This window comes from Geomonas limicola, assembly GCF_014193675.1.
In the GTDB taxonomy this organism is placed as follows: Bacteria; Desulfobacterota; Desulfuromonadia; order Geobacterales; family Geobacteraceae; genus Geomonas; species Geomonas limicola.
Genome location: NZ_BLXZ01000004.1, coordinates 481,666 through 502,279, shown reverse-complemented (window position 1 = coordinate 502,279; position 20,614 = coordinate 481,666). Strand labels below are relative to the sequence as shown.

Annotated in this window: 16 protein-coding genes and 4 tRNA genes; 12 read left to right on the top strand and 8 right to left on the bottom strand. The window is 63.1% G+C overall.

The features are described 5' to 3' along the window. The first annotated feature begins 228 nt into the window (after positions 1-228). From H7688_RS12655 to H7688_RS12610, 10 genes are all read left to right on the top strand, one after another. Entirely contained in the window at positions 229-507 is a 279-nt protein-coding gene (locus H7688_RS12655; protein ID WP_183361477.1) for a hypothetical protein, read from the top strand. 32 nt (positions 508-539) lie between these two features. Continuing rightward, positions 540-812 (top strand): hypothetical protein, encoded by a 273-nt coding sequence (locus tag H7688_RS12650; protein WP_183361475.1) that lies wholly within the window; start codon positions 540-542, stop codon positions 810-812. 262 nt (positions 813-1,074) lie between these two features. Continuing rightward, positions 1,075-2,538: a hypothetical protein gene (locus H7688_RS12645; RefSeq protein WP_183361473.1), complete on the top strand. Its 1,464-nt coding sequence runs from the start codon at positions 1,075-1,077 to the stop codon at positions 2,536-2,538. Positions 2,539-2,747: 209 nt separating this feature from the next. After that, positions 2,748-4,070: an ATP phosphoribosyltransferase regulatory subunit gene (locus tag H7688_RS12640; RefSeq protein WP_183361472.1), complete on the top strand. Its 1,323-nt coding sequence runs from the start codon at positions 2,748-2,750 to the stop codon at positions 4,068-4,070. Next, positions 4,063-5,358: an adenylosuccinate synthase gene (locus H7688_RS12635; protein ID WP_183361471.1), complete on the top strand. Its 1,296-nt coding sequence runs from the start codon at positions 4,063-4,065 to the stop codon at positions 5,356-5,358. The genes H7688_RS12640 and H7688_RS12635 overlap by 8 nt, the downstream gene beginning before the upstream one ends. Before the next feature lie 76 nt (positions 5,359-5,434). Then, positions 5,435-5,510: transfer RNA gene (locus H7688_RS12630), tRNA-Lys, on the top strand. A gap of 5 nt (positions 5,511-5,515) precedes the next feature. Beyond that, positions 5,516-5,593: transfer RNA gene (locus H7688_RS12625), tRNA-Glu, on the top strand. A gap of 69 nt (positions 5,594-5,662) precedes the next feature. After that, a tRNA-Lys gene (locus tag H7688_RS12620) sits at positions 5,663-5,738 on the top strand. A 50-nt stretch (positions 5,739-5,788) separates the two neighbouring features. Next, a tRNA-Glu gene (locus H7688_RS12615) sits at positions 5,789-5,863 on the top strand. Positions 5,864-6,357: 494 nt separating this feature from the next. After that, a complete protein-coding gene (locus H7688_RS12610) occupies positions 6,358-7,584 on the top strand; it encodes an MFS transporter (RefSeq protein ID WP_183361470.1) in 1,227 nt (408 codons plus the stop codon). Positions 7,585-7,594: 10 nt separating this feature from the next. On the opposite strand, the gene H7688_RS12605 is transcribed toward H7688_RS12610, so the two are convergent. Beyond that, positions 7,595-7,795, bottom strand: coding sequence for a 4Fe-4S binding protein (locus tag H7688_RS12605; protein WP_183361469.1), 201 nt, complete (start codon positions 7,793-7,795; stop codon positions 7,595-7,597). A gap of 257 nt (positions 7,796-8,052) precedes the next feature. On the opposite strand from H7688_RS12605, the gene elbB reads away from it, so the two are divergent. Both elbB and H7688_RS12595 read left to right on the top strand, forming a co-directional pair. After that, positions 8,053-8,709, top strand: coding sequence for an isoprenoid biosynthesis glyoxalase ElbB (gene elbB / locus H7688_RS12600; RefSeq protein ID WP_183361468.1), 657 nt, complete (start codon positions 8,053-8,055; stop codon positions 8,707-8,709). A 130-nt stretch (positions 8,710-8,839) separates the two neighbouring features. Further along, positions 8,840-9,433 carry an outer membrane beta-barrel protein gene (locus H7688_RS12595; RefSeq protein WP_183361467.1) on the top strand — a complete coding sequence of 198 codons (594 nt, stop codon included), beginning with the start codon at positions 8,840-8,842 and terminating at the stop codon, positions 9,431-9,433. A 249-nt stretch (positions 9,434-9,682) separates the two neighbouring features. Here H7688_RS12595 and H7688_RS12590 read toward each other — a convergent pair whose 3' ends face one another. The 7 genes from H7688_RS12590 to H7688_RS12560 form a co-directional block, all read right to left on the bottom strand. Then, complete coding sequence (locus H7688_RS12590) at positions 9,683-11,386, bottom strand: radical SAM protein (RefSeq protein ID WP_183361466.1); 1,704 nt, start codon at positions 11,384-11,386, stop codon at positions 9,683-9,685. Positions 11,387-11,435: 49 nt separating this feature from the next. Then, entirely contained in the window at positions 11,436-11,993 is a 558-nt protein-coding gene (locus H7688_RS12585; RefSeq protein WP_183361465.1) for a cupin domain-containing protein, read from the bottom strand. A gap of 35 nt (positions 11,994-12,028) precedes the next feature. Beyond that, positions 12,029-12,955 (bottom strand): thiamine pyrophosphate-dependent enzyme, encoded by a 927-nt coding sequence (locus H7688_RS12580; protein ID WP_183361464.1) that lies wholly within the window; start codon positions 12,953-12,955, stop codon positions 12,029-12,031. Continuing rightward, positions 12,952-14,112, bottom strand: a complete 1,161-nt coding sequence (locus H7688_RS12575; protein WP_183361463.1) for a pyruvate ferredoxin oxidoreductase — start codon at positions 14,110-14,112, stop codon at positions 12,952-12,954. Before H7688_RS12575 ends, H7688_RS12580 begins: the two co-directional genes overlap by 4 nt. Continuing rightward, positions 14,109-16,391 carry a 2-oxoacid:acceptor oxidoreductase family protein gene (locus tag H7688_RS12570; RefSeq protein ID WP_183361462.1) on the bottom strand — a complete coding sequence of 761 codons (2,283 nt, stop codon included), beginning with the start codon at positions 16,389-16,391 and terminating at the stop codon, positions 14,109-14,111. Before H7688_RS12570 ends, H7688_RS12575 begins: the two co-directional genes overlap by 4 nt. 524 nt (positions 16,392-16,915) lie before the next feature. Next, the gene (locus H7688_RS12565) at positions 16,916-18,496 is read right to left on the bottom strand and encodes a sigma 54-interacting transcriptional regulator (RefSeq protein WP_183361461.1); all 1,581 of its coding nucleotides are present in this window, start codon (positions 18,494-18,496) and stop codon (positions 16,916-16,918) included. Positions 18,497-18,522: 26 nt separating this feature from the next. Beyond that, entirely contained in the window at positions 18,523-20,592 is a 2,070-nt protein-coding gene (locus H7688_RS12560; protein WP_183361460.1) for a hybrid sensor histidine kinase/response regulator, read from the bottom strand. Positions 20,593-20,614: the final 22 nt, after the last annotated feature.

Here is a 20,614-nt window from a genome sequence, read left to right as displayed (position 1 = left end):
TTGTTGGGGTACCAGCCTGTCAAAGCCGTCCCCCCCTGCAGCCACAGGCTCAGCGGCCACTCCTCAAAGCTGAACCTCTGACTTCCCCCACCCACCTTCTTATTCTCAAAAGTCTTTTCACGCCAGACATTACCGAGTTTTTTGCCTTTGGCTCTCCTCCTATTGACAGCAATCAAAAGACTGCTTTAATATACCCTTATTAACATTACCGTCACAAAGGAGAGAACAATGAAACGCATGGCACTCACCGTAGCTGCAGCAATCTTCATGCTGTCGAGCGTCCCGGCCTTTGCCGAGATGACGCAGGGCCAGAAAGACGAATGCCTGCTGGCGTCCAAAAACTGCACCGCCCAAGTCGACGATATCTACAAGCGGATGCACAAACTCGACAAGGAGATCAAGAAGGGAAACCGAGTCTACACCCCCGCCGAGTTGCAAAAGCTCCGTGACAAGCTCCAGGAAACCCAGGATATGCTGAAGGACATGGAACTTGGAGGCGGTAACTAGGCAGATTTAAACCGGACAAAGGAGCCACCGCTATGACCAGAATCGCCGTCATCCTCAGCACCTCCCTTTTCCTGCTTGCCGGCACGGCCGCCCACGCCCAGACCCAAAGCGAAAAGGACGAGTGCCTGCTCGCATCGCGCAACTGCATCGACCAGGTCGACGACATCTACCGCAGGATGCACCGTCTCGACAAGGAGATCAGGAAAGGGACACGGGTCTACTCCCCACAAGAGTTGAAAAAGCTGCAGATAAAGCTCACCGAGACTCAGGAGGAGTTGAAGACACTGGAGCGCCCCGGCAAGTGAGACGCGCTCCCGACAACCGACAGCAAAGGGCGAACCGCCACACAGGGTTCGCCCTTTGTGTTGCTGCAGCGTCCACTTCTCTGACAAGGAATTCCTCGATCAGTACTTGCACTGATTTGCACACTCACTCATTCACCAGATAGAACACGCATGACAATGTAAGCTACAGTTACAGCTTCAAAAATCCACAAATTCTTTTGACTTAACCAGGTTGCTCTGCGATAATCGGACGTTCGAAAATCTCACCGTAAGCGGAGCAACAATGAAACGATCTTTGTTTGCCGTCCTCCTCCTTGTTTGCGTCTCTCTTATTCCCTCACTGGCCTCCGCTGCACCGATCAAGGCCTACGTTTCCGAGTTTGCGGTTACCCCCACCGATAACGCCGGGCTGAAGAAAACCCTGCAGACGCTGCTCGCCTCCCGCATCGCCTCGGAGTCCATCGTCCCGGTGGCAAGCGCCCAGGAAGCCGACGTCGTGGTGCAGGGCAACTACACCCAGCTCGGCAAAGTCTTCAGCCTCGACGTGGTCGCCAAGCAGAGCGAGCGCACCCTCGTCACGGTGTTCGAACAGGGTGAGAGCCAGGACGAGTTGATTCCGGCCCTGAGCCGCATCGCATCCAAAGTAAAGGCCGGCGTAGCGCAGAACTTCCAGGCGGCCCCTGCCAAGGCCCCGGTTGCAGCACCGGTCCCGGCGCCCCCGGTGGTCCAGACGCCTTACGGTGCGGCAGCGCAGCAGTCGGCCGAGCCCGGCGTCATCGGCGTCACCACCTGGGTAAGCCAGCGCCTGGCCAACGCCCAGGAGGGTCTCGCCATTGCCAACGAAGGTCCCCAGGGACGCGAATACTTCGTGGCCGAGGCACACGCCCTGCGCCTGTACCGCCAGGAAAAGACGCTGAAACTGCTTGCTGAAGTGGAACTGACCAAGCGCGGCAAAGTGATCGCCATCGACACCCTCGGCCCGGACCAGGGCGGCAATCCCCGCGTTTTCGTCACCATCATCGACGGCGAGGCCCCCTCTTCGCAGATCTACAGCTACCAGGACGGCAAACTGAAGCTGGTTGCCGAAAAGCTCCCGTACATGTTCCGCGCCATTGCCCTGGACGGCGGCCCCGTCAAGATGTACGCCCAGGAGATGAGCCTCACCGACGATTACTACGGCGACCTTTACGAGATCGTCGAGAAGGACGGCAAGATCGAGAAGGTAAAGGCAATCAAGCTGCCGCGCTGGGCCAACCTGTACAACTACAACAGCGTGCCCGGCCCTGAAGGAAAGAGCTACCCGGTCATTACCAGCCCGGACGGCTACCTGATCGTCTACTCCGACACTGGCGAGGAGCTCTGGAGAAGCAGCGAGCGTTTCGGCGGTTCGGAGACCTACTTCCAGCGCGAGGACGACAAGAGCATCAGGAGCACCTTCGACAAAATGCGCTGGCGCTTCCTGGACCAGCGGGTCTACACGACCAAAGAAGGAGAGGTTGTTGTGCCGCAAAACGCCGGCTTCTTCGTGATCGGCAACAGCCGCTCCTACTCCAAGTACTCGGTCTTCGGCTTCGCCTGGACCGGCTCCTCCCTGGAGGAGCGCTGGAGGACCAAGCAGAGCCAGAATTACCTTGCCGACTTCGTCTTCAAACCGGCTACCCGCGAGCTGCTGCTGCTCGAAGTGGTCCAGAAGGAAGGGGTCTTCAGCAAGGGCGGCTCGGCAGTCCGCGTGATGAAGCTCGACTAGCAATTTTGCGGGGGATTTAATCGTTGACTTCCCCCGGGTATGCTGTTAGGTTTTCTCGCTTCGACCTCAACAATCAGTTCTATGTTCTACGTTCCAGGTGCTACGTTGAACGGCGCGGTGCAACGCTTTTCCGAAAGGTTGCACCGCGTCCTTGCGACTCGAGGCCTGGTTCTCGACATAGAACGTAGAACCTGTTTTAGGAACCTCCCGTGACCAACCCTTCCTGCATAGAGGCGCCGCTTCCCAAGGGAGTCAGCGACTTCCTCCCGGAGACGGCCGACAAGATCAACCACATCGCGGCACGCATCCACCAGGTCTTCGACCTGTGGGGCTTCCGCCGCATGATCACCCCGCTTCTGGAGTTCGAAGAAGTCCTGGCCCTCGGCATGGGCGAGGAACTGCGCGGCAAGACCTTCCGCTTCGACGACCGGCAGACCGGCCGGCTGCTGGCGATCCCCCCCGATATCACCCCGCAGGTGGCCCGCATCGTGGCGACCAGGATGCACGCCCAGCCCCTCCCCCACCGCCTCTACTACAACGGGCGCGTGCTGCGCCAGGCGGAGATGCAATCCGGCCGCAGCCGCGAGATCTTCCAGTCCGGCGTAGAGCTGATCGGCCTGGACGCACCCGAGGCTGATGCCGAGATGGTGGCGATGGCGGTGGAGGTGCTGAAGAACCTCGGCTTCTCCGGTTTCAAGATCGACCTGGGACAGGTGGGCTTCTACCGGGGCATCATGGAGGCCTCGGGGCTCGCCCCGGCCGCCCAGTTCCAGTTGCAGGAGGCGATCTCCAAGAAGGACGTCTCGGCAGTGCGCAGCATCCTCGAGGCGCAGCCGGTCCCCGAGCGGGTGAAAGAGGCGATCCTGCTGCTCCCCCGCCTCTACGGCGGCCGCGAGGTGGTCGACGAGGCTCGGCGCGCGGTGACCAACGAGCGCTCGCTGAAAGCGCTTGATAACCTGAGCCAGGTCTTGGAGATCCTCGACATCTACGGCGTCTCCGATTACCTCACCGTCGATCTCGGCGAGATCCGCGGCCTCGACTACCACACCGGGATCACCTTCGAAGGGTTCGTGCCGGGACTGGGCGAGGCGGTCTGTTCAGGCGGCCGCTACGACGACCTTACCGCGAAATACGGTTTCCCGGCTCCGGCCACCGGCTTTGCCTTCAACATCATGGCGCTGCTGGCGAGCCTCTCCAAGCGCCCGGACGTGGAGGCAAGCCGCAGCCGCGACTTTTTGATCTTCAACCAGAAGGACGAACGCCGGGAAGCGCTGGAAATCGCCCAGCAGCTCAGGGCCCTGGGGTATTCCTGCGCACGGGACATCATCAAACGTGACTTCGAGAGCTCGTTTAGCTACGCCAAGAAAATGGACATTCGCTGGCTTTTGGTGATCGGCGCCGAGGAGTGCCCTGCCGACCAGGTGTACGTGGTCAGGGTCGCCGACCGGCGCGCCATAACGCTGCCGCGCGAAGCGCTGTTCGAAAAGAGTCTGGATCTGAAATTCGATTCACAAGGGGAAAATCATGGCTAACGTCGTCGTAATCGGGGCCCAATGGGGCGATGAAGGAAAAGGGAAGGTCGTCGACATCTACACGGAATTCGCCGACAACGTAGTGCGCTACCAGGGGGGCAACAACGCCGGCCACACGCTGGTGGTGGGTGACGAGAAGGTCATCCTGCACCTGATTCCCTCCGGCATCCTGCACGAAGGGAAGCGTTGCATCATCGGCAACGGCGTGGTGCTCGATCCCGAAGTCTTCATCATGGAGATCACCAAGCTCAAAGCCAACGGCTACCTGAAAGACGACAGCATGCTGCGCCTTTCCGAGTCACTGCACATCATCATGCCGTACCACAAGCGCATCGACATCGCCCGCGAGGCGAAAAGCGGCGCCAAGAAGATCGGCACCACCGGTCGCGGCATCGGTCCCGCCTACGAGGACAAGATCGGCCGCCGCGGCATCAGGCTCATGGACCTCCTGGACGAGAAGGCCTTCTCCCGCAAGGTGAAGGAGATCCTCGACGAGAAGAACCTGATCCTCACCCAGCTCTTGAACGACAAGCCCTTCACCTTCGAGGAGATCTACGAGGAGTACATGGGGTACGCAGAGACCCTGCGCAAGTACGCCGCCGACACCTCGCTCTTGCTGCACAAGGAGATCCAGGCCGGCAAGAGCCTGCTCTTTGAAGGGGCCCAGGGGACGCTGCTGGACGTCGACCACGGCACCTACCCGTACGTGACCTCCTCCTCGACCTGCTCCGGCGGCGCCTGCACCGGCAGCGGCGTGAGCCCGCGCGAGATCCACGAGGTGATCGGCATCGCCAAGGCCTACGCGACCCGCGTGGGGAGCGGCCCGTTCCCGACCGAACTGGAAGACGAGACCGGTGAGGCGCTGCGCCAGGCCGGCCGCGAGTTCGGCTCCACCACCGGCCGCCCGCGCCGCTGCGGCTGGTACGACGCCCTGGTGGCACGCTACGCGGTCCGCGTCAACGGTCTCTCCGGCATCGCCATCACCAAGCTGGACGTCCTGTCCGGCCTCGAGACCGTTAAGGTCTGCACCGGGTACACCCACAACGGCCAGGTGCTCGACGAAGTCCCGGCGAGCCTCGAGATCATGGAACAGTGCCGCCCGATCTACCAGGAGTTCCCGGGCTGGACTGAGGACATCACCGGCGCGAAGTCGCTGGCCGAGTTGCCGGAAAACGCCCAGAGCTACATCAAGCGCATCGAGGAGCTCTCCGGCGCACCGGTGGTCCTCGTTTCCGTGGGGCCGCGGCGCAGCGAGACCATCATCCTGCGCAACCCGTTCGCAGGGTAATTTTTCTGCAAAAAAGGTATTGACCCTCAGAATCTAATTTGCTATAAGGTTGTTCTTGCTTCTGCAGGGAACATTAGAGCCGCTAGCTCAGTCGGTAGAGCACCTGACTTTTAATCAGGTGGTCGTTGGTTCGATCCCAACGCGGCTCACCAGTTCCGTCCCCATCGTCTAGCCCGGCCCAGGACACCGCCCTTTCACGGCGGCGACGCCGGTTCAAATCCGGCTGGGGACGCCATTCGAAAAGAACGCCCCGAGCTTCTTCGGGGCTTTTTTTGCGATGCTGCACAGTAGGAAGAGAAGATAGGAGCCGCTAGCTCAGTCGGTAGAGCACCTGACTTTTAATCAGGTGGTCGTTGGTTCGATCCCAACGCGGCTCACCAGCTCCTCACTAAGACAGGTTAAGGTTTCACCTTAGCCTGTTTTGCTTCTCGGTCCCATCGTCTAGTGGTTAGGACACCGGCCTTTCACGTCGGTAACAGGGGTTCAAGTCCCCTTGGGATCACCATCAACAAAAAGGCCGCCTTTTCCGTTTGGGAAGGCGGCCTTTTTGTTTCTTAGCTTGTACCCTCAAAAGAGGGTACTGGAGCCACCAAGAGCAAAGCCCCCCCTGTCCCCCTCCGCAAAGGGGGAAACGTGAGGAGGAGGTCGCCTCTGCCTCCAAGGTGCGTTGCGTCCTCTCTACACGACCCGCACAAACTTAAGCAGTAATCCTTTTGTCCTTACTCTCTGGCCAGACGTTCATGCAATAGGGACAGGGCTTGGCATCGTGTGGAACGGTATCGCGCAACTGCTCGTTCTGATACACTGCACTGCAGTTTTTCTCCACCGGATAGTGATGGACCTTGTTCTGCTGGACAAATAAGAGCATAGCGTCCTCCTTTCTTGCACTTTTTTGTGAGTTAATCTCCAACCCAGCTTCTTCTCAGCTCAACACTTTACTTGTAAAGTATGAAAGAGCGGCTTTTTCTTGTCAATTGCTGCAGCAAGAATCGAGGTTTCATGTCTGCCGACCCACACCAGCAGCAATCCGTTTTAGGTCACCCCGCCTTTCGCTTCTTCTGGCTGGCCAGGGTAAGCTCCACCATCTCGTTCCAAATGCAGGGGGTCGCCGTCGGATGGCAGATCTACCACCTGACCGGCAGCGCCTGGTACCTGGGGCTCGTGGGCCTCGCCCAGTTTCTCCCCATGCTGCTCCTCACCCTCGCCGTGGGGCACGTCGCCGACCGCTACGACCGGCGCCGCATCTGTGCCATCTGCCAGGTCATCGAAGGAGCCGCCCTCGCCTTTCTTGCCCTCGGCAGTTACAGCGGGTGGATCACCAAGGAAGCGATCCTGGTGACCGTCTTTGTGACAGGAGCTGCCCGCGCCTTCGAGAGCCCGACCATGCAGGCGCTGGTACCGACCCTGGTACCGCAGGAACTGATTCCCCGGGCCGCCGCCTGGTCCGCGTCTGCGAACCAGACTGCCAGCATCGTCGGCCCGGCATTGGGCGGCATCCTCTACGTACTCGGACCTACCACGGTGTACGCCCTGGCGAGCCTGCTCTTTCTGACGGCCTGCGTGATGGTCTCGCTGATCCGCGTCGAGCGCGCCGCGTCAAAGCGCGAACCGGTGAGCCTCTCCTCCCTGTTCGCCGGCATCGCCTTCATCCGCAGCCGCCCTGAGATCCTCGGTGCCATCTCGCTGGACCTCTTCGCGGTGCTTTTAGGAGGTGCCACGGCGCTCCTGCCGGTCTACGCGCGCGACATCCTGCACACCGGGCCACAGGGGCTCGGGCTCTTACGTGCGGCACCCGCTCTGGGGGCCTTGGGAATGTCGGTATTCCTGGCCCGCACGCCGCTAAGGCACCGGGTGGGTCGCACCATGTTCATCAGCGTCTTCATCTTCGGCGTCGCCACCATCGTCTTCGCGCTTTCCACCTCGTTCGCCCTCTCGGTCGCCACCCTGGTGGTACTCGGGGCATCCGACGTGATCAGCGTGGTTATCCGCAGCTCCCTGGTACAGATCGAGACGCCCGACGAGATGCGCGGCCGGGTAAGCGCGGTCAACTCGATGTTCATCGGCACCTCGAACCAGTTGGGGGAATTCGAATCGGGGACGACCGCGGCACTCTTCGGAACGGTGCCGGCGGTACTCATCGGGGGGATCGGCACCATCGTGGTGGTGCTGTTGTGGATGAAGCTCTTCCCGAAGCTGGCACAGGTGGACAGCCTGCAGAAGAGCTAGCGAGGGAGACTCAGGAAAGGGCGTTGAAGGGGCATTCCACCAGGCACTTGCCGCACTGGGTGCAGCGTTCGGGTGCGGGCAGTGCCGCGTGTTTGCGGTAGCCTGTCACTTCCAAGGTAAAGAGGCGCTCCGGGCATGCGGCGACGCAGCGTCCGCAACCGGTGCAACGTTCGATCTTCACTTCAGGGAAAGGTTGTGAGGCAAGAGACATGGTCGTATCCGATATGGCGAGTCGCAGCACTGAGACGGCTGCAGACTAGGGTATCTTCGACACTCAGTCAAGAAGGATCGACTACTGACTCTCCGCTTTTAGGTTCTCAGTTCCAGGTTGGGAATTGAGTCACCAACACGACGCGCGACAAACATTGGAAGATTTCCATTACAAAGGCCTTGCACGTAAACGGCATACCGAATAGAATATCTCCACATCCCGTAGACGGGACATCTATGAGACCGGAGGGGACGTATATGAAAAGAATCGGCGTGATACTCTCGGGCTGCGGAGTCCGCGATGGTAGTGAGATTCACGAGGCGGTGCTCACCCTGCTCGCCATCGACCGAAGCGGTGCCAAGGCTGTCTGCCTTGCTCCGGATATGGAACTCAACGAAGTAAATCACCTGACCATGCAGGAGACCGGCGAGAAGCGCAACGCGCTCATCGAGGCTGCCCGAATCGCACGTGGCGAGATCGCCGACGTTAAAGACGCCAAGGTGGCAGAACTCGATGCGTTGATCCTGCCCGGCGGCTTCGGCGCCGCCAAGAACCTGTGCAGCTTCGCCTTCGACGGGCCGCAGGGCGCGGTGCAACCGGATGTGCTCCGCCTGGTGAAAGAGATGGCCCTGGCCAAGAAGCCGATCTGCGCCATCTGCATCGCCCCGTCGGTGCTCGCCCTCGCCTTGGGAAGGGACCTGGCTCCCCAGCTTACCATCGGAACTGACGAGGAAACCGCGGAGGCCATCAACGCCACCGGCAGCAAGCACGTCCCTTGCCCCGTCAGCGAATTCGTGGTGGACCGGGAGCACAAGATCGTTTCGACTCCCGCCTACATGCTGGCAGGAAGCATCGCGGAGGCCGCCGTCGGCATCGAGAAGGCGGTCAAGGAAACCATCAATCTTATCGGTTAGTTCGCGTCGGCCCTGGCGGCAAAAAAAGCCTGTTTCCTTAGAGGGAACAGGCTTTTCGCTTGATGGGGAGCCGCTTTTGTCTTAGACTGCGCAAGCTGTTATTCATTACACAAAAACATGGAGGATACTGATGCGTAAACTGTTTTCTCTTGCCGCCTGCGCCCTGCTGGCCACCCTGGTGGCTGGTACCGCGAACGCCAGTGACCTGCGTGGTCGCGTTGCCGTGACCGGTCGTGTCGGCGTCATCAATCCCGCGAACAGCGAGCTCGATGTTCCGGGTGTCGGAACCCTGGTGGTAAAAACCGATGCCGGCTTTATCGGCGGTGGCGGGATCCTTTTCGGTGTCGACGACAACATCGCCGCCGAACTCGATATCACCCGTTCTTCGTTTCACGCCGGCACCTACGGCGACGCCGAGGTCACCAACCTCTCCATCGGCGCGCAGTACCGTCTGCCGGAGCGGCAGCGCCTGGTCCCCTACTTCGGCGGCGGCCTGAACGTACTGATCAACGACCTGCCGCACAACACCTCCGAGACCGTCCTTGGCCTGCACATCTCCGCCGGTGTCGATTACTTCCTGCAGCGCCAGGTCGCTCTGACCGCAGAGCTCAACGGTGTCGAGGCCTTCTCGGCCGACGTGAAGAACTACAACGGCGCCAAGGTCGGCAGCTTCGACCCGTCCAACCTCTCCTTCACCGTAGGCGCGAGGTTCTTCTTCAACTAAGACAAAAGGCGCAGCATGCTGCGTCTGCAGTTTCAGCACGTAGACCACAACAAAAGGCCCGGTTCCGAGCGTTCAGCTCGTCCGGGCCTTCTGTTTTTCCGGTAAACGTACGACTTCGGTGATCCCGTTGGGGCGAATAATCATTCGCCCCGGCTCTTCTGCAGGGGAGAACCGACACGAAGCCCAGGCAGATGCCGAGCGCCTGTTTTTACGCGCCTAACGGCGCGCTGGGCGGATGATTATTCCCCCCTACAGGTTATCCTCCCCGACCTCCCCCTCGCCAAGCGGCAGTCCGAACGCCCGCCGATACTCCCGCACCAGCCGCGCATCGTCGCCGCCGTCGATGAATGACCAGGGTAGCATCTCGTCGAGCGGAATGTCCCGGTAGACGAAGCTGTCACTGTCGAAGTCGAGTTCCCGCAGGGCGCTCTTCCAGTTACCCTGCCGGTCCGCCGCGATGAGCAGCGCTGCCAGCCTGCGGTCGCCGCGCGAGAAGAGCGCCTGCTGGTAGGCCTCGCGGGGGCTCTCCATCTGGATGCGCAGGTTGGCGTGTTTGCCGAAGGCCTTCTGCAAAAACTTCCATTTTTTCTCGATGCTCTTGATCTCCTCCATGCCGCACCACTGAAACGGGGTGAACGGCTTGGGGATGAACGGGTTCACCGAAAGCTGGATCTCGCCGAGTCGCTTGTTCGCCTTCGCCGCAGTAACCACGCGCTCCCGGATCTTCAATACCAGCGCGACCAGTTCCTCGAGATCCTGGTCGGTCTCGGTGGGGAGCCCGATGATGAAGTAGAGCTTCAGGTTCAGGATGTCGTGGCCAATCAAGAGGTCACAGGCCGAGAGGATCTGCTCCTCGTCGATCCCCTTGCGGATCAGGTCGCGCAGCCTTTGCGAGCCGCCTTCCGGGGCGAGCGCCACCGTCTTCTGTCCGCTGGCCTTGAGCGCCTCGATCATGGCGGAGTCGAGGTGATCGATCCGAAACGAGGAGACCGAGAAGGTCCCGCCCGCAGCGATGATCTCCTGGCAGAGCGAACCGATGCCGCGGTAGTCCGATACTGCCGCAGCGACGAGCCCCACCTTGCGCCCTTCCGCAACGCCCTTCAGCACCTCCTCGCGCACGACATCCACCGACCTGGTACGGTACGGCAGGTAGATGAACCCGGCGGCGCAGAAGCGGCAGGCACGCGGGCAACCACGCGACAGCTCCACCAGGTGCATCCCGGAGAACTCGGTGGCCTCGGTGTGGATCTCGGTCACCGTGGGGCGCGCCTCGATATCGGGATCCCAGATGCGAGGCACCCTGTCGGGGGCCCCGGAGCGTGCCTTGAAGGCCAGCTGGCGGCAGCCATCATAGACCGGCTCGTAGAGGGCGGGGACGTAGACTCCCGGGAGCTGCGCGGCCCGCTCGAGCAGGTCGTCCCGATGCTCCGCCCCCTCGAGAAGGAGGTCGACGACTGCCGGGAGCAGCGGTTCCGCCTCGCCGATGCAGACCAGATCCAAAAGCGGGGCTACCGGCTCCGGATTGAGAAAGAGGGCGGCGCCGCCGGCAAGCACCAGGGGCTGCAAAGGAGAGCGTTCTGCGGCAAGCGGCGGAATGCCCGAGAGCCGGAAGATCGCCGGGATGTTCAGGTAATCGCTTTCAAAGGAGACCGAGAAGGCTATGAGATCGAAAGAGGAGAGCGGTCGCTGGGTTTCCAGCGAGAGGAGCGTCCCGCGGGTGCGATCCAGCTCAGCCAACTCCTCGCGGTCGGGGAGAAAGGCGCGGTCGCAGACCACCTCGGGGTGTTCGTTCAACAGTGCGTACACCGTCTGGAACCCGAGGTTGCTCATTGCGGAATGGTAGCGGTTGGGGTAGACCACGCAGCAGGAGAGGCGGCCGCCGCGCTTTTGCTGCAGCACTCCGCTCTCTCCTGCCAAGGTTTTGCGTCGGTTTTCGATGACTTTCCAGGACATGCCGACAAAGTATCACCTTTGGCGGTAGCCGTGGAAGGAAAAAGAGGCGTTAGCCGGAGCTGACCACCGCCATCATCTGGGCCAGCCGGTCGCCCAGGCCGTGAAAGGTGTGGGGGCGGGAGGCGTCCAGGTAGGCGCTGTCGCCGCGCGCCAGGCGATAGCTCTGCCCGTCGTAGAAGAGCTCTATTTCGCCGTCCAGTACGAAGACGAACTCCTGGCCGTCGTGGCTGATCGGCACTCCCGGCTCGGAATGGGGATCGAAGGAGAGCAGGAACGGCTCCATGAGGTGCCCGGCGGTCCCGGGACGGGTGAGCGACTTGTAGGCGTACCCCTGGTTGGTATCGCCCTGTTCGGGGACGAGCGACTCGCCCGAGCGGCAGATGGTGAGCGATTCGGAGACCATCCCTCCGCCGTGCAGCAGCCCCTCCATCCGGGAGCCGAGCACCCGCGAGAGTTTGATCACCACGCCGATGGCCGGCACCGATTCGCCTTCCTCGATGGCGCGCAATTGGTCGGCGGGGATGCCGGTCAATTTGCAGACCTGCTCCAGCGCCAGCCCCTGTGCCTCACGCAGCTTTTTCACCCTTTCACCTACGTATTTGCGCATCGGTTACTCCTTTCGTTAGTGGTGCGTCAGTCCCCTTATACCCTCTTCGCCGGGACGATCCTGCCGCTTAGGACGCGCAGGTTCTGCCAGTGGCGATCGATGGCGGGGCGCAGGTCGGCAGCCTTCAGCCCCGAGCGCTGGAACCTGCGCTGCAGGGAGAGGTACATCTCCAGCGCCTCGTCGGAGAAATCGGGCTCGATGTTGATCTGGTGGCGCTGACCGTCGAAGACCTCGAAGACGGGGAAGATGCCGGAGCGCACCGCAAGCCGCACCAGCTCGATCCCCAGGGCTGGCTCGGACTTCCAGCCGGTCGGACAGGGGGAGAGCACGTGCAGGAAGCGGAATCCCTTCAAGTCGAGCGCGTGTCTCAGCTTCCTCATGGTGTCGTCGGCGTGCGCCAGGGAAAGCGAAGCGGCATAGGGGATCCGATGCGCGGCCATGATGGCCATCAGATCCTTCTTCTCTTCTTTCTTGCCGCCGGGGGTGTTGCTGGTGACCGCACCGGCCGGAGTCGCCGAGGAGCGCTGGCCTCCCGTGTTCCCATAGATCTCGTTGTCGTAGCAGATGTAGAGGATGTCCTCGTTACGCTCGGCAGCGGCCGACATGGTGGCGAAACCGATGTCGTAGGTGCCGCCGTCGCCGGCCAGGCAGATGACCCGGGTTTCCTCACCGTTCAACTGGGCCACGTTCGCTGCACCGCTGGCCGCTGCCGCTGCGGAGGCGAAGGTGGTGAGCAGGGTGGGGGCTCCATAGCCGCTCTGCGGGAAGGAGCCGGCTGCGATGGCTCCACAGCAGGCGGGAATGATGAGTTGCACCGGTCGGTCGGCCACCGCGCGCCTCAGCATCTGCATCAGGTTCGACATGCCGCAGCCGCCGCAGTTGGTGTTGCCCGGGCGCAAGAGCGGCTCGCCGCGATCAAGCACGGTCTGCGCCATGCCCCCGAGAAGCGGTTCGTTCATCATAGATCCTCCAAAAAGACCGGGTCGCCGGCCTCGCTGCGACTGCAGAGATCCTCCAGGATCCGCTCCAGGTGCTCGGGGCAGACGTCGCCGCCCCCCAAGCCGGTGAGGTAGTTCTGCACCAGCGCGCCAGGGTCGGCAATGCCGCGCAACTCGCACCAGAGAATGCCCCCCAGGCCGACACTCAGGTCCCGGTCCAGCACCGCGAGCCGCCTCTTCCCTGCCAACTGGCGGCGCAGCTCCTGTACCGGCAAGGGGCGGAACAGCCGGACCCGCAGCGCACCCACCTTCTGACCGCGCTCGCGCAGCCGGTTCACTACCCGCTCGGCGGTAAGCCCCATGGTACCCAGGGAGACGATGACGGTCTCGGCATCCTCCATACTGTAGGGAACCACAGCACCCGGGAGTTCGCGCTGGAAGGTGCGCTCGAACTCGGCGCAGACCTCGTCAAGCACCGCCTGCGCCCCGCGCATCGCCTCGTGGTGCTGCTTGCGGTGTGCCTCGGTCTGGCGCGGCAGTTCTATCTGTCCCAAGGAATGCGGGGTGGTCCCCAGCTGCTGCGGCACCCGCGTGGGCGGCAGAAAAGCGTCCACCTCTTCCTGGCTGGGGACGTCGGTCTGCGCCACGGTGTGGGAGAGGATGAACCCTTCCATGCAGACCATGACCGGCATCAGCACCCGCGGGTCCTCGGCCAGGCGGAAGGCCGCCAGGACGGTGTCGAAGACTTCCTGGTTGTCGGCGCAGTAAAACTGGATCAGCCCCAGGTCGCGCAGCATGAGCGCGTCGCCGTGATCGGCCCAGATGTTCCACGGGGGGCCCAGGGTCCGGTTGGCAACGGTCAAAACGATGGGGAGACGCAGACTCGCCGCCGCGACGCAGTTCTCCGCCATATAGGCAAGGCCGTTAGAGGCGGTTGCCGTGAAGGAGCGCGCACCGGCCGCAGCCGCTCCGATACAGACCCCCATGGCGCTGTGCTCGCTCTCGACGCGCACCACCTTCCCCTTCTCGATCGTCTGATTGCAGAGAAACTCCATGCACTCGGTGGAGGGGGTTATGGGATAGACGCCGCTGCAGAAGCCGCGACCGAAGCGGTTGGCGCGCGCGGCGAGGGTGGCCGCCAGTGCCGCGGCGTGATTGGCACTCAGAAGTTCGCCCTTCATGGTTTGCCTCCCTGTGCGTTTTTCTCGTGCATCTCCATGGCGCAGCGCGGGCACTCGGCGACGCACATGCCGCACCCCTTGCAGCGCTCCAGGTCGACCCGGTAGCCCTCGGCGCTGCGGTAGATGATGCCGTCCGGGCAGTAGATGAGGCAGGTATCGCACTGGGTGCACTGCCCGCAGGAGAAGCAGCGCTGCGCCTCCTGGGGACCGTCCAGCCCGAGGTTGAACTCGGCGAAGCTCTGGCGTGCCTGGGCAATGGGGATGTGGCGATCCTGACCGGGAGGATCCACCTCGAAGGCGGAGAAGCGGATCTGGGCCGGAGCCACCACCTGATCCGCCGCGGCCGGCAGCGTTTCCAGCGGTCCGGCGTCGAGTTCCGCGAGTATCCTGATAACGGTCCTGCGGGCGTTGCCGATGGCGTGGGTCACGGTCCCCTCGCCGGTGCAGCAGTCGCCGGCCAGCCAGACCGGCAGCGCGCTCCCTTCCTGCCAGATGCGTCCCTCTTTCACTTCCCAGTCGCGGGGGAGCAGCTCCCGCTCGTTCACCTGCCCCAATGCGAGCAGCACCAGGTCGCAGGGAAGCTCGGTGGTGCGCTCGGTGACCACCGGACGGCAGCGGCCGCTCGCATCGGGAGCACCCGCTTCGACCTCGGCAATGGTAATCCCGGTGACCCGCCCGGTGCCGCTTACCACGACCGGCTGGCGCCGGGTCATCAGGCGGATCCCCTCCTGCTCGGCCTCGGCGATCTCCTCCACGATGGCGGGCATGTCCTCGCGGCTGCGCCGGTAGACGATGCGTACCGAATCGGCGCCGCTGCGCAGGGCGCTTCGCGCGCAGTCGATGGCCGAGTTCCCCCCGCCCACTACGACGACCTGTCCGGACACTTTTTCACCGGTGGTTTTGACGCGCTCCAGGAAGGGGAGCCCCTGCTCGATCCCCGCCAGCTCTTCCCCGGGAACGCCGAGGGTGTGCGGTGCGCCGAAGCCGATGCAGACGAGTACGGCGTCGTATTCGCTCGCCAAACGTGCCAGCTCTGCGCCGGTGACCGGCCGTTCGCACACCGCCTGGACGCCCAAGGCCTGGATGCGGGCAAGGTCGCGGTCCAGGACCGCTGCGGGGAGCCGGAACTCGGGGATGCCGTAGCGCAGCACGCCACCAAGTTTCGGCGCGGCTTCGTAGATGGTTGCCTGGTGGCCGCGCAGGGCGAGCTGGTAGGCAGCGCTCAGTCCCGCCGGCCCGCCCCCCACGATGGCGAAGCGGCGCGGGATCGCCGCCGTTTCTTTTTCGAGGGAGAGCTCGGCGTGGTCGGCAATCCAGCGCTCCAGGCTGCGGATGTTGACCGAGCCGTCGAACGCCTTGCGGTTGCAGTCGCTCATGCAGGGCGCCGGGCAGACCCGTCCGCAGACCGCGGGGAGCGCCTGGGTGCGCAGCAGGACGGCCGCTGCCGCCTCCGGCCCCTCTTTTTTCAGGGTCTGGATGAAGGCGACGATGTCGTTTCCTGCAGGGCAGGCGGCGTTGCAGGGCGGGGTGTAGTTGCGATAGCCGGGAGAGAGGTTGCTCCAAAGGCCAGTCTTCAGGTCGACGGGGAAATCCTGTGCGGCGCCGGCGAGCGGTGCAACCTCGGCTACCCCGGCGCTCAAGGTTGCCGGTTGCGCCTCGACATCTCCGGCTTCGGCGGCCTCGCGGATCTGCACCCGCTGGTAGGCGAGCTCGGCCGCGGGAAGGTCGCCCAAGAGCCCCAGCTTGGCGAAGACCTCGCGCAAAAGCTCGTGCGGCAGGCCGAGCAGGCGCAGGTAGGCGCCGATGATGGTGGTATTGATGATGACCACGGAGCTGGAGCCGATCCCCTGCTCGCGGGCGATTTCGGTGGCATCGACGACGGCGTAGCGGAAGTGGCGGAACTGTTCGGCGAAGGCCTCGGGCGGGGCAGTCGCGTTCACCAGGATGAGCGCCCCCGGTACCACACCGGAGAGGACCGGCGTCTCCAGGAGCCCGGGGTCGAGAACCAGCAGGTGATCCGGGCGGTAGATCTTGTTGCGGTTGGTGATGCGGGTGCGGTCTACCCGGGTGAAGGCCTGGACCGGTGCGCCGGAACGCTCGCTGCCGTAATCGCCGAAGGTCTGGACGGCAAGGCCCATCCTGGCGTAGAGGGCTGCAATGAGCTTGGCGCAGGTGACACCCCCCTGTCCGCCGCGGCCGTGCACCCGGACCTCCAGCGGCAGGGAAACTCCGTCGGGGAGTGCTACGGGGGAAAGCTTGTTATCGTGCCAGGGCTCCATCGCTACCTCCAGGTACCGTACTGCGTGGTGCAGGGGATCGTTCGCGGGCTGTATACGGCAAGGTGCGTGCCAGAGAGGCCAAACACTGTTAACAGGCTGATTTTAATAGAGATAACAAGATTGGCAAGAAAGGTTTTGCAAAGGTGAGACGAACAAGTGGAAACTTTTACTACCACAGACCAGGTTAACCAGAGCTAAGATCGCGAAAAATGAGGGTTGTTTGGTGGAAACAAAAGTTGCCACTGGTTCCTTAAGTTTCCAAAAGGAGGCTTTGGTTCAGCCGGCAAGAGGGGGCAGGGACAGAAGTCGGGGGAGTGGGAGCATTTTATGTGGCATTATCCACGCCGGAGCATCGGAAGAAGGAACCACTTTAGCCGGCAAGAGAGCTTTACGTCCCCCCCCTTTTCCAAAGGGGGGGGCGTTGGGCTGCCAGATGTGGTTGATAGCACCATATTCACGCTTCCCAGATTCGCGAATGATCCTTTTTCAGAGGGGGAACATGAGGCCACGTGAGTATATGGCTCCTACGTATCCGCCGGCGCGTACTTCTTCAGCTTTTTCAGAAGGGCGGTGTGCGAGATCCCCAAGCGCTGCGCGGCCTGCCGCACGCTCCTCGAGGCCGACATGGTCTCCTCCAGGATCTGCCGCTCGTAGCTTGCCAGCCGGGCCTGCAGGGTCGGCGTCGCGTCGGCGCCCTGGGCCTGGTTCTTCATCTCCGCGATGGTCTTGTCCAGGTCGAAGCCGATCATGATACTGTCGTTGTCGATCTGGTCACCGGAACAGAGGATGGCGGCACGCTCGATGACGTTCCTGAGCTCCCGGACGTTGCCCGGCCAGCCGTGCCGGGTAAGCCGGGCCAGCGCCTGCGGCTGGAACCCCCGGATGTTCTTGTCCAGCAGGGAGTTGAGCTGCATCAGGAAGTGCTCCGCCAAAAGCGGGATGTCCTCGGGACGCTCGCGCAGTGGCGGGATGTGGATCGGCAGCACGTTGATCCGGTAGTAGAGGTCCTCGCGGAAGGAGCGCTCCCGGATCATCTGCTCGAGCCGCTTGTTGGTGGCGGTGATGAGCCGCGCGTTCACCGCGATCTCGTGGGTGCCGCCGATGCGGCGCACGCTCTTTTCCTGGATCACCCGCAACAGCTTGGACTGCAACGGCAAGGGGAGTTCGGTGATCTCGTCGAGGAAGATGGTTCCTTCCCGGGCCAGCTCGAAGAGGCCGGGCTTCCCCTCCTTGCGCGCGCCGGTGAAGCTCCCCCCAACGAAGCCGAAGAGCTCGCTCTCCAGAAGCTGCTCGGGAAGCGCCGCGCAGTTCACCGGGACAAACGGGCCGCTTCTGCCGCTGGCGAAGTGGATCGCGGTGGCGAAGAGCTCCTTGCCGGTGCCGCTCTCCCCCTGGATCGAGATATAGGAGTCGGTGCGCGCCACCTTCTGGGCGAAGGCGATGGCGTCCTTCACTGCCCGGCTCTCGCCGATGATGTCACTGAAGGTGATCTGGCGCGGCTGCAGGACGGCGTTCGCCAGGCTGCGGATCTCCTTCATGTCCTTCATGATCTCGACCGCGCCGATGATGCGCCCTTCCCTGTTGGTGATCGGCTTGCAGGTGACGAAGAACTGCAGGCGGCCGTTCTTGGTGATGATGTCTTTCTTGAGGTTCAGGAAACTGCGCCCGGAAAGGCACTCGAGGATGGTGTAATCGGGAAGCGGAAGGGTGGTGATGCGGCTTCCCAAGGCCTGGGCCGGATCGATCCCCAGCGCCTGCTGGGCCACCCGGTTGATGAGCGCGAGGCTCCCCTCCTCGTCGATGAAGAAGATGCCGTCGCTTACGCTGTCCAGGAGGATCTGCATGCGCTTTTCGCGCTGCTCGTGCGGCATGGTCTGGACCGAGGAGATCTCCAAAAGGTCCGGCAGCGCGCTCAGGCGCTCCACCACGCGCTGGCTCCCCTCTGCGCTCCCCTCGGCCTCGAGGTAGAGGGTGGCCTTGCCGTCGCCGCGCTCCACGTCGAGAGCCGCGATGTTGAACTGCTCCCCCGCCATCAGCGTGGCGAGGCTCGCCAGCACCCCGGCACGGTCGTAGGAGAGCAGCTTGAGTTTCAGGTTGGTTTCCATGAGCTCCTTTTCGGGGAAACGTGCCCCTACCCTTTCAGCACCTCGTCAAGCACGCGCCCCAGCTCCTGGCGGTTGTACGGCTTGGGGAGTACGGCCTTGAAGCCGTAGGCGCGGCAGTTGGCCAAAACCGGGTCGTCGCAGTAGCCGCTCGAGACCACCGCCTTTACCTGGGGGTCCAGGGCCAGGAGCGCCTTGACCGCCTCCCTGCCTCCCATGCCACCACGCACCGTGAGATCCATGATGACCACCGCATAGCGGGAGCCGGTGCGTTGCCGGTTGAAATAGGCGGTGACCGCCTGGGTCCCGTCGGCCACGCTCTCGGCGCGATACCCCAGCTCCGCCAGCATCTCGACGGCGAGCTCGCGAATCAGGCGGTCGTCGTCCATGACCAGCACGTCCCCCTCCCCCTTTATTTCGGAAGCCGGGCCACCGGAAACCTCGGGTGCGCTCTGGCGCAGCTGCGCCGGAAGGGTAACGGTGAAGGTGGTCCCCTGTCCCGGTACCGACTCCAATTCGATGCTGCCGCCGTGCTTTTTGACGATCGAGTAGCAACTGGTCAACCCGAGCCCGCTCCCCTGCTTGGTGCTGAAGTAAGGATCGAAGACCTTGGCCCGGAGCGACTCGGGTATGCCAGTGCCGGTATCGCTCACCGAAAACCTCGCCTGGGACTCGCCATCCCGGGAGCGGGAGCGTCCGGAGCTGATGGTGATCACCCCACCACCGGGCATCGCCTGGGTCGCGTTGATCACCAGGTTGTGCACCACCTGGCTCAGCTGCCCCTCGTCGGCAGAGACGACCAGCCTCTCGTTGCTCAGCTCGAAATCGCAGCGCACGTTGGAACCGAGCGACCCGAACTGTGCCGCTTCGCGCAAGAGTGCGTTGAGATCCACCGCACGCTTCACCGGGTCGCCGCCGCGCGCGAAGGTGAGCAGCTGCTGGGTCAGGTCCCGCGCCCTCAGTACCCCCTTCTCGCCGTCCTTGAGCCGGCTCAGCACCTGTTCGGGGTCCTGCGCCGCCGAGCGGGCGAGCGATATGTACCCCAGGATGATGGAGAGGATGTTGTTGAAGTCGTGGGCGATGCCGCCGGCGAGCACCCCGAGGGACTCCAGCTTCTGGGTCTTCAGGATTTCCTCGCGGACGTGGAGCTGTTCGGTGATGTCCTCGACCACCCCGACGTACCCCGCGATGCCGCCGTCCTTGGCCCGGAAGGGCTGCGCCAGCGCCCGCACCCAGATGGTGGTCCCGCCACGCTGGAAGCGGCACTCGTGCTGGAAGGTCCCTCCCTGTCCCGAGATTTCGAGCCATTTCTGGGTGGTGCTTTCGCGGTCCTCGGGGTGCAGGGCGGCACTCCAGCCGCTCCCCATCAGCTGCCCCGCGCTCAGCCCGGTCAGTTCCTGCAGCCGCGGGTTGGCGTAGACGCAGCGCCCCTGGTCGTCGCTCATGTAGATGCCGATCGGCGCGGCCGCGCACAGGGTGCGGAAACGCTGCTCGCTCAGGCGCAGCTCCGCCTCGGCCAGGGCCCGCTCGGCCACCTCGTGACGCAGCGCCTGGTTCGCCAGGGTGAGCTCCCGGGTGCGCTCCAGTACCCGCGACTCCAGCTCCTGGTTGGCCCGCTGCAGCTTTTCCTCGGACTCCCGGCGGCTGGTGATGTCGATGTGCTGGATGACGGCGTTGGTGATGGTCCCCTGGGTATCGCGGATGGCGAAGATGGTGACGTCGAGGATGACACGGGAGGTTTGGGCGAGTTTGAGGGTCTTCAGGGTGGAACTGTCGTAGACGATCTCGAAACGGGCGGTCTCCCCGTCCCGGAAAACCCGCTCCACCAGCGGCAGGAATCCCTGGGCACGGACGATGTTGTCCTCGAGGATGTTGTAGGTGCCGACGACCTCGGCCTCGGTGATGTTCAAGAGCCGGGTACAGGCCCGGTTGATCCTGATCAGCGTCCCATTGCGGTCGGAGATCCACATCGGGTTGGGGCTTTGATCGATGATGCTGTCGAGCAGAGAGCAGCTCCCCGCGGGAGGCTTCTCCTTGCACGACCAGGTGGCGTTGTCACTGCCGGCAAGGCCCGCCTGCTCTTGATCCCTATCTTCCATGACACGGCTCTCTCGTCGTTGC

Coding starts and splice junctions, on each gene's coding strand:
- H7688_RS12655 (WP_183361477.1), top strand. CDS start 229: ATGAAACGCATGGCACTCACCGTAGCTGCAGCAATCTTCATGCTGTCG.
- H7688_RS12650 (WP_183361475.1), top strand. CDS start 540: ATGACCAGAATCGCCGTCATCCTCAGCACCTCCCTTTTCCTGCTTGCC.
- H7688_RS12645 (WP_183361473.1), top strand. CDS start 1,075: ATGAAACGATCTTTGTTTGCCGTCCTCCTCCTTGTTTGCGTCTCTCTT.
- H7688_RS12635 (WP_183361471.1), top strand. CDS start 4,063: ATGGCTAACGTCGTCGTAATCGGGGCCCAATGGGGCGATGAAGGAAAA.
- H7688_RS12610 (WP_183361470.1), top strand. CDS start 6,358: ATGTCTGCCGACCCACACCAGCAGCAATCCGTTTTAGGTCACCCCGCC.
- H7688_RS12605 (WP_183361469.1), bottom strand. CDS start 7,795: ATGTCTCTTGCCTCACAACCTTTCCCTGAAGTGAAGATCGAACGTTGC.
- elbB (WP_183361468.1), top strand. CDS start 8,053: ATGAAAAGAATCGGCGTGATACTCTCGGGCTGCGGAGTCCGCGATGGT.
- H7688_RS12595 (WP_183361467.1), top strand. CDS start 8,840: ATGCGTAAACTGTTTTCTCTTGCCGCCTGCGCCCTGCTGGCCACCCTG.
- H7688_RS12590 (WP_183361466.1), bottom strand. CDS start 11,386: ATGTCCTGGAAAGTCATCGAAAACCGACGCAAAACCTTGGCAGGAGAG.
- H7688_RS12585 (WP_183361465.1), bottom strand. CDS start 11,993: ATGCGCAAATACGTAGGTGAAAGGGTGAAAAAGCTGCGTGAGGCACAG.
- H7688_RS12580 (WP_183361464.1), bottom strand. CDS start 12,955: ATGATGAACGAACCGCTTCTCGGGGGCATGGCGCAGACCGTGCTTGAT.
- H7688_RS12575 (WP_183361463.1), bottom strand. CDS start 14,112: ATGAAGGGCGAACTTCTGAGTGCCAATCACGCCGCGGCACTGGCGGCC.
- H7688_RS12570 (WP_183361462.1), bottom strand. CDS start 16,391: ATGGAGCCCTGGCACGATAACAAGCTTTCCCCCGTAGCACTCCCCGAC.
- H7688_RS12565 (WP_183361461.1), bottom strand. CDS start 18,496: ATGGAAACCAACCTGAAACTCAAGCTGCTCTCCTACGACCGTGCCGGG.
- H7688_RS12560 (WP_183361460.1), bottom strand. CDS start 20,592: ATGGAAGATAGGGATCAAGAGCAGGCGGGCCTTGCCGGCAGTGACAAC.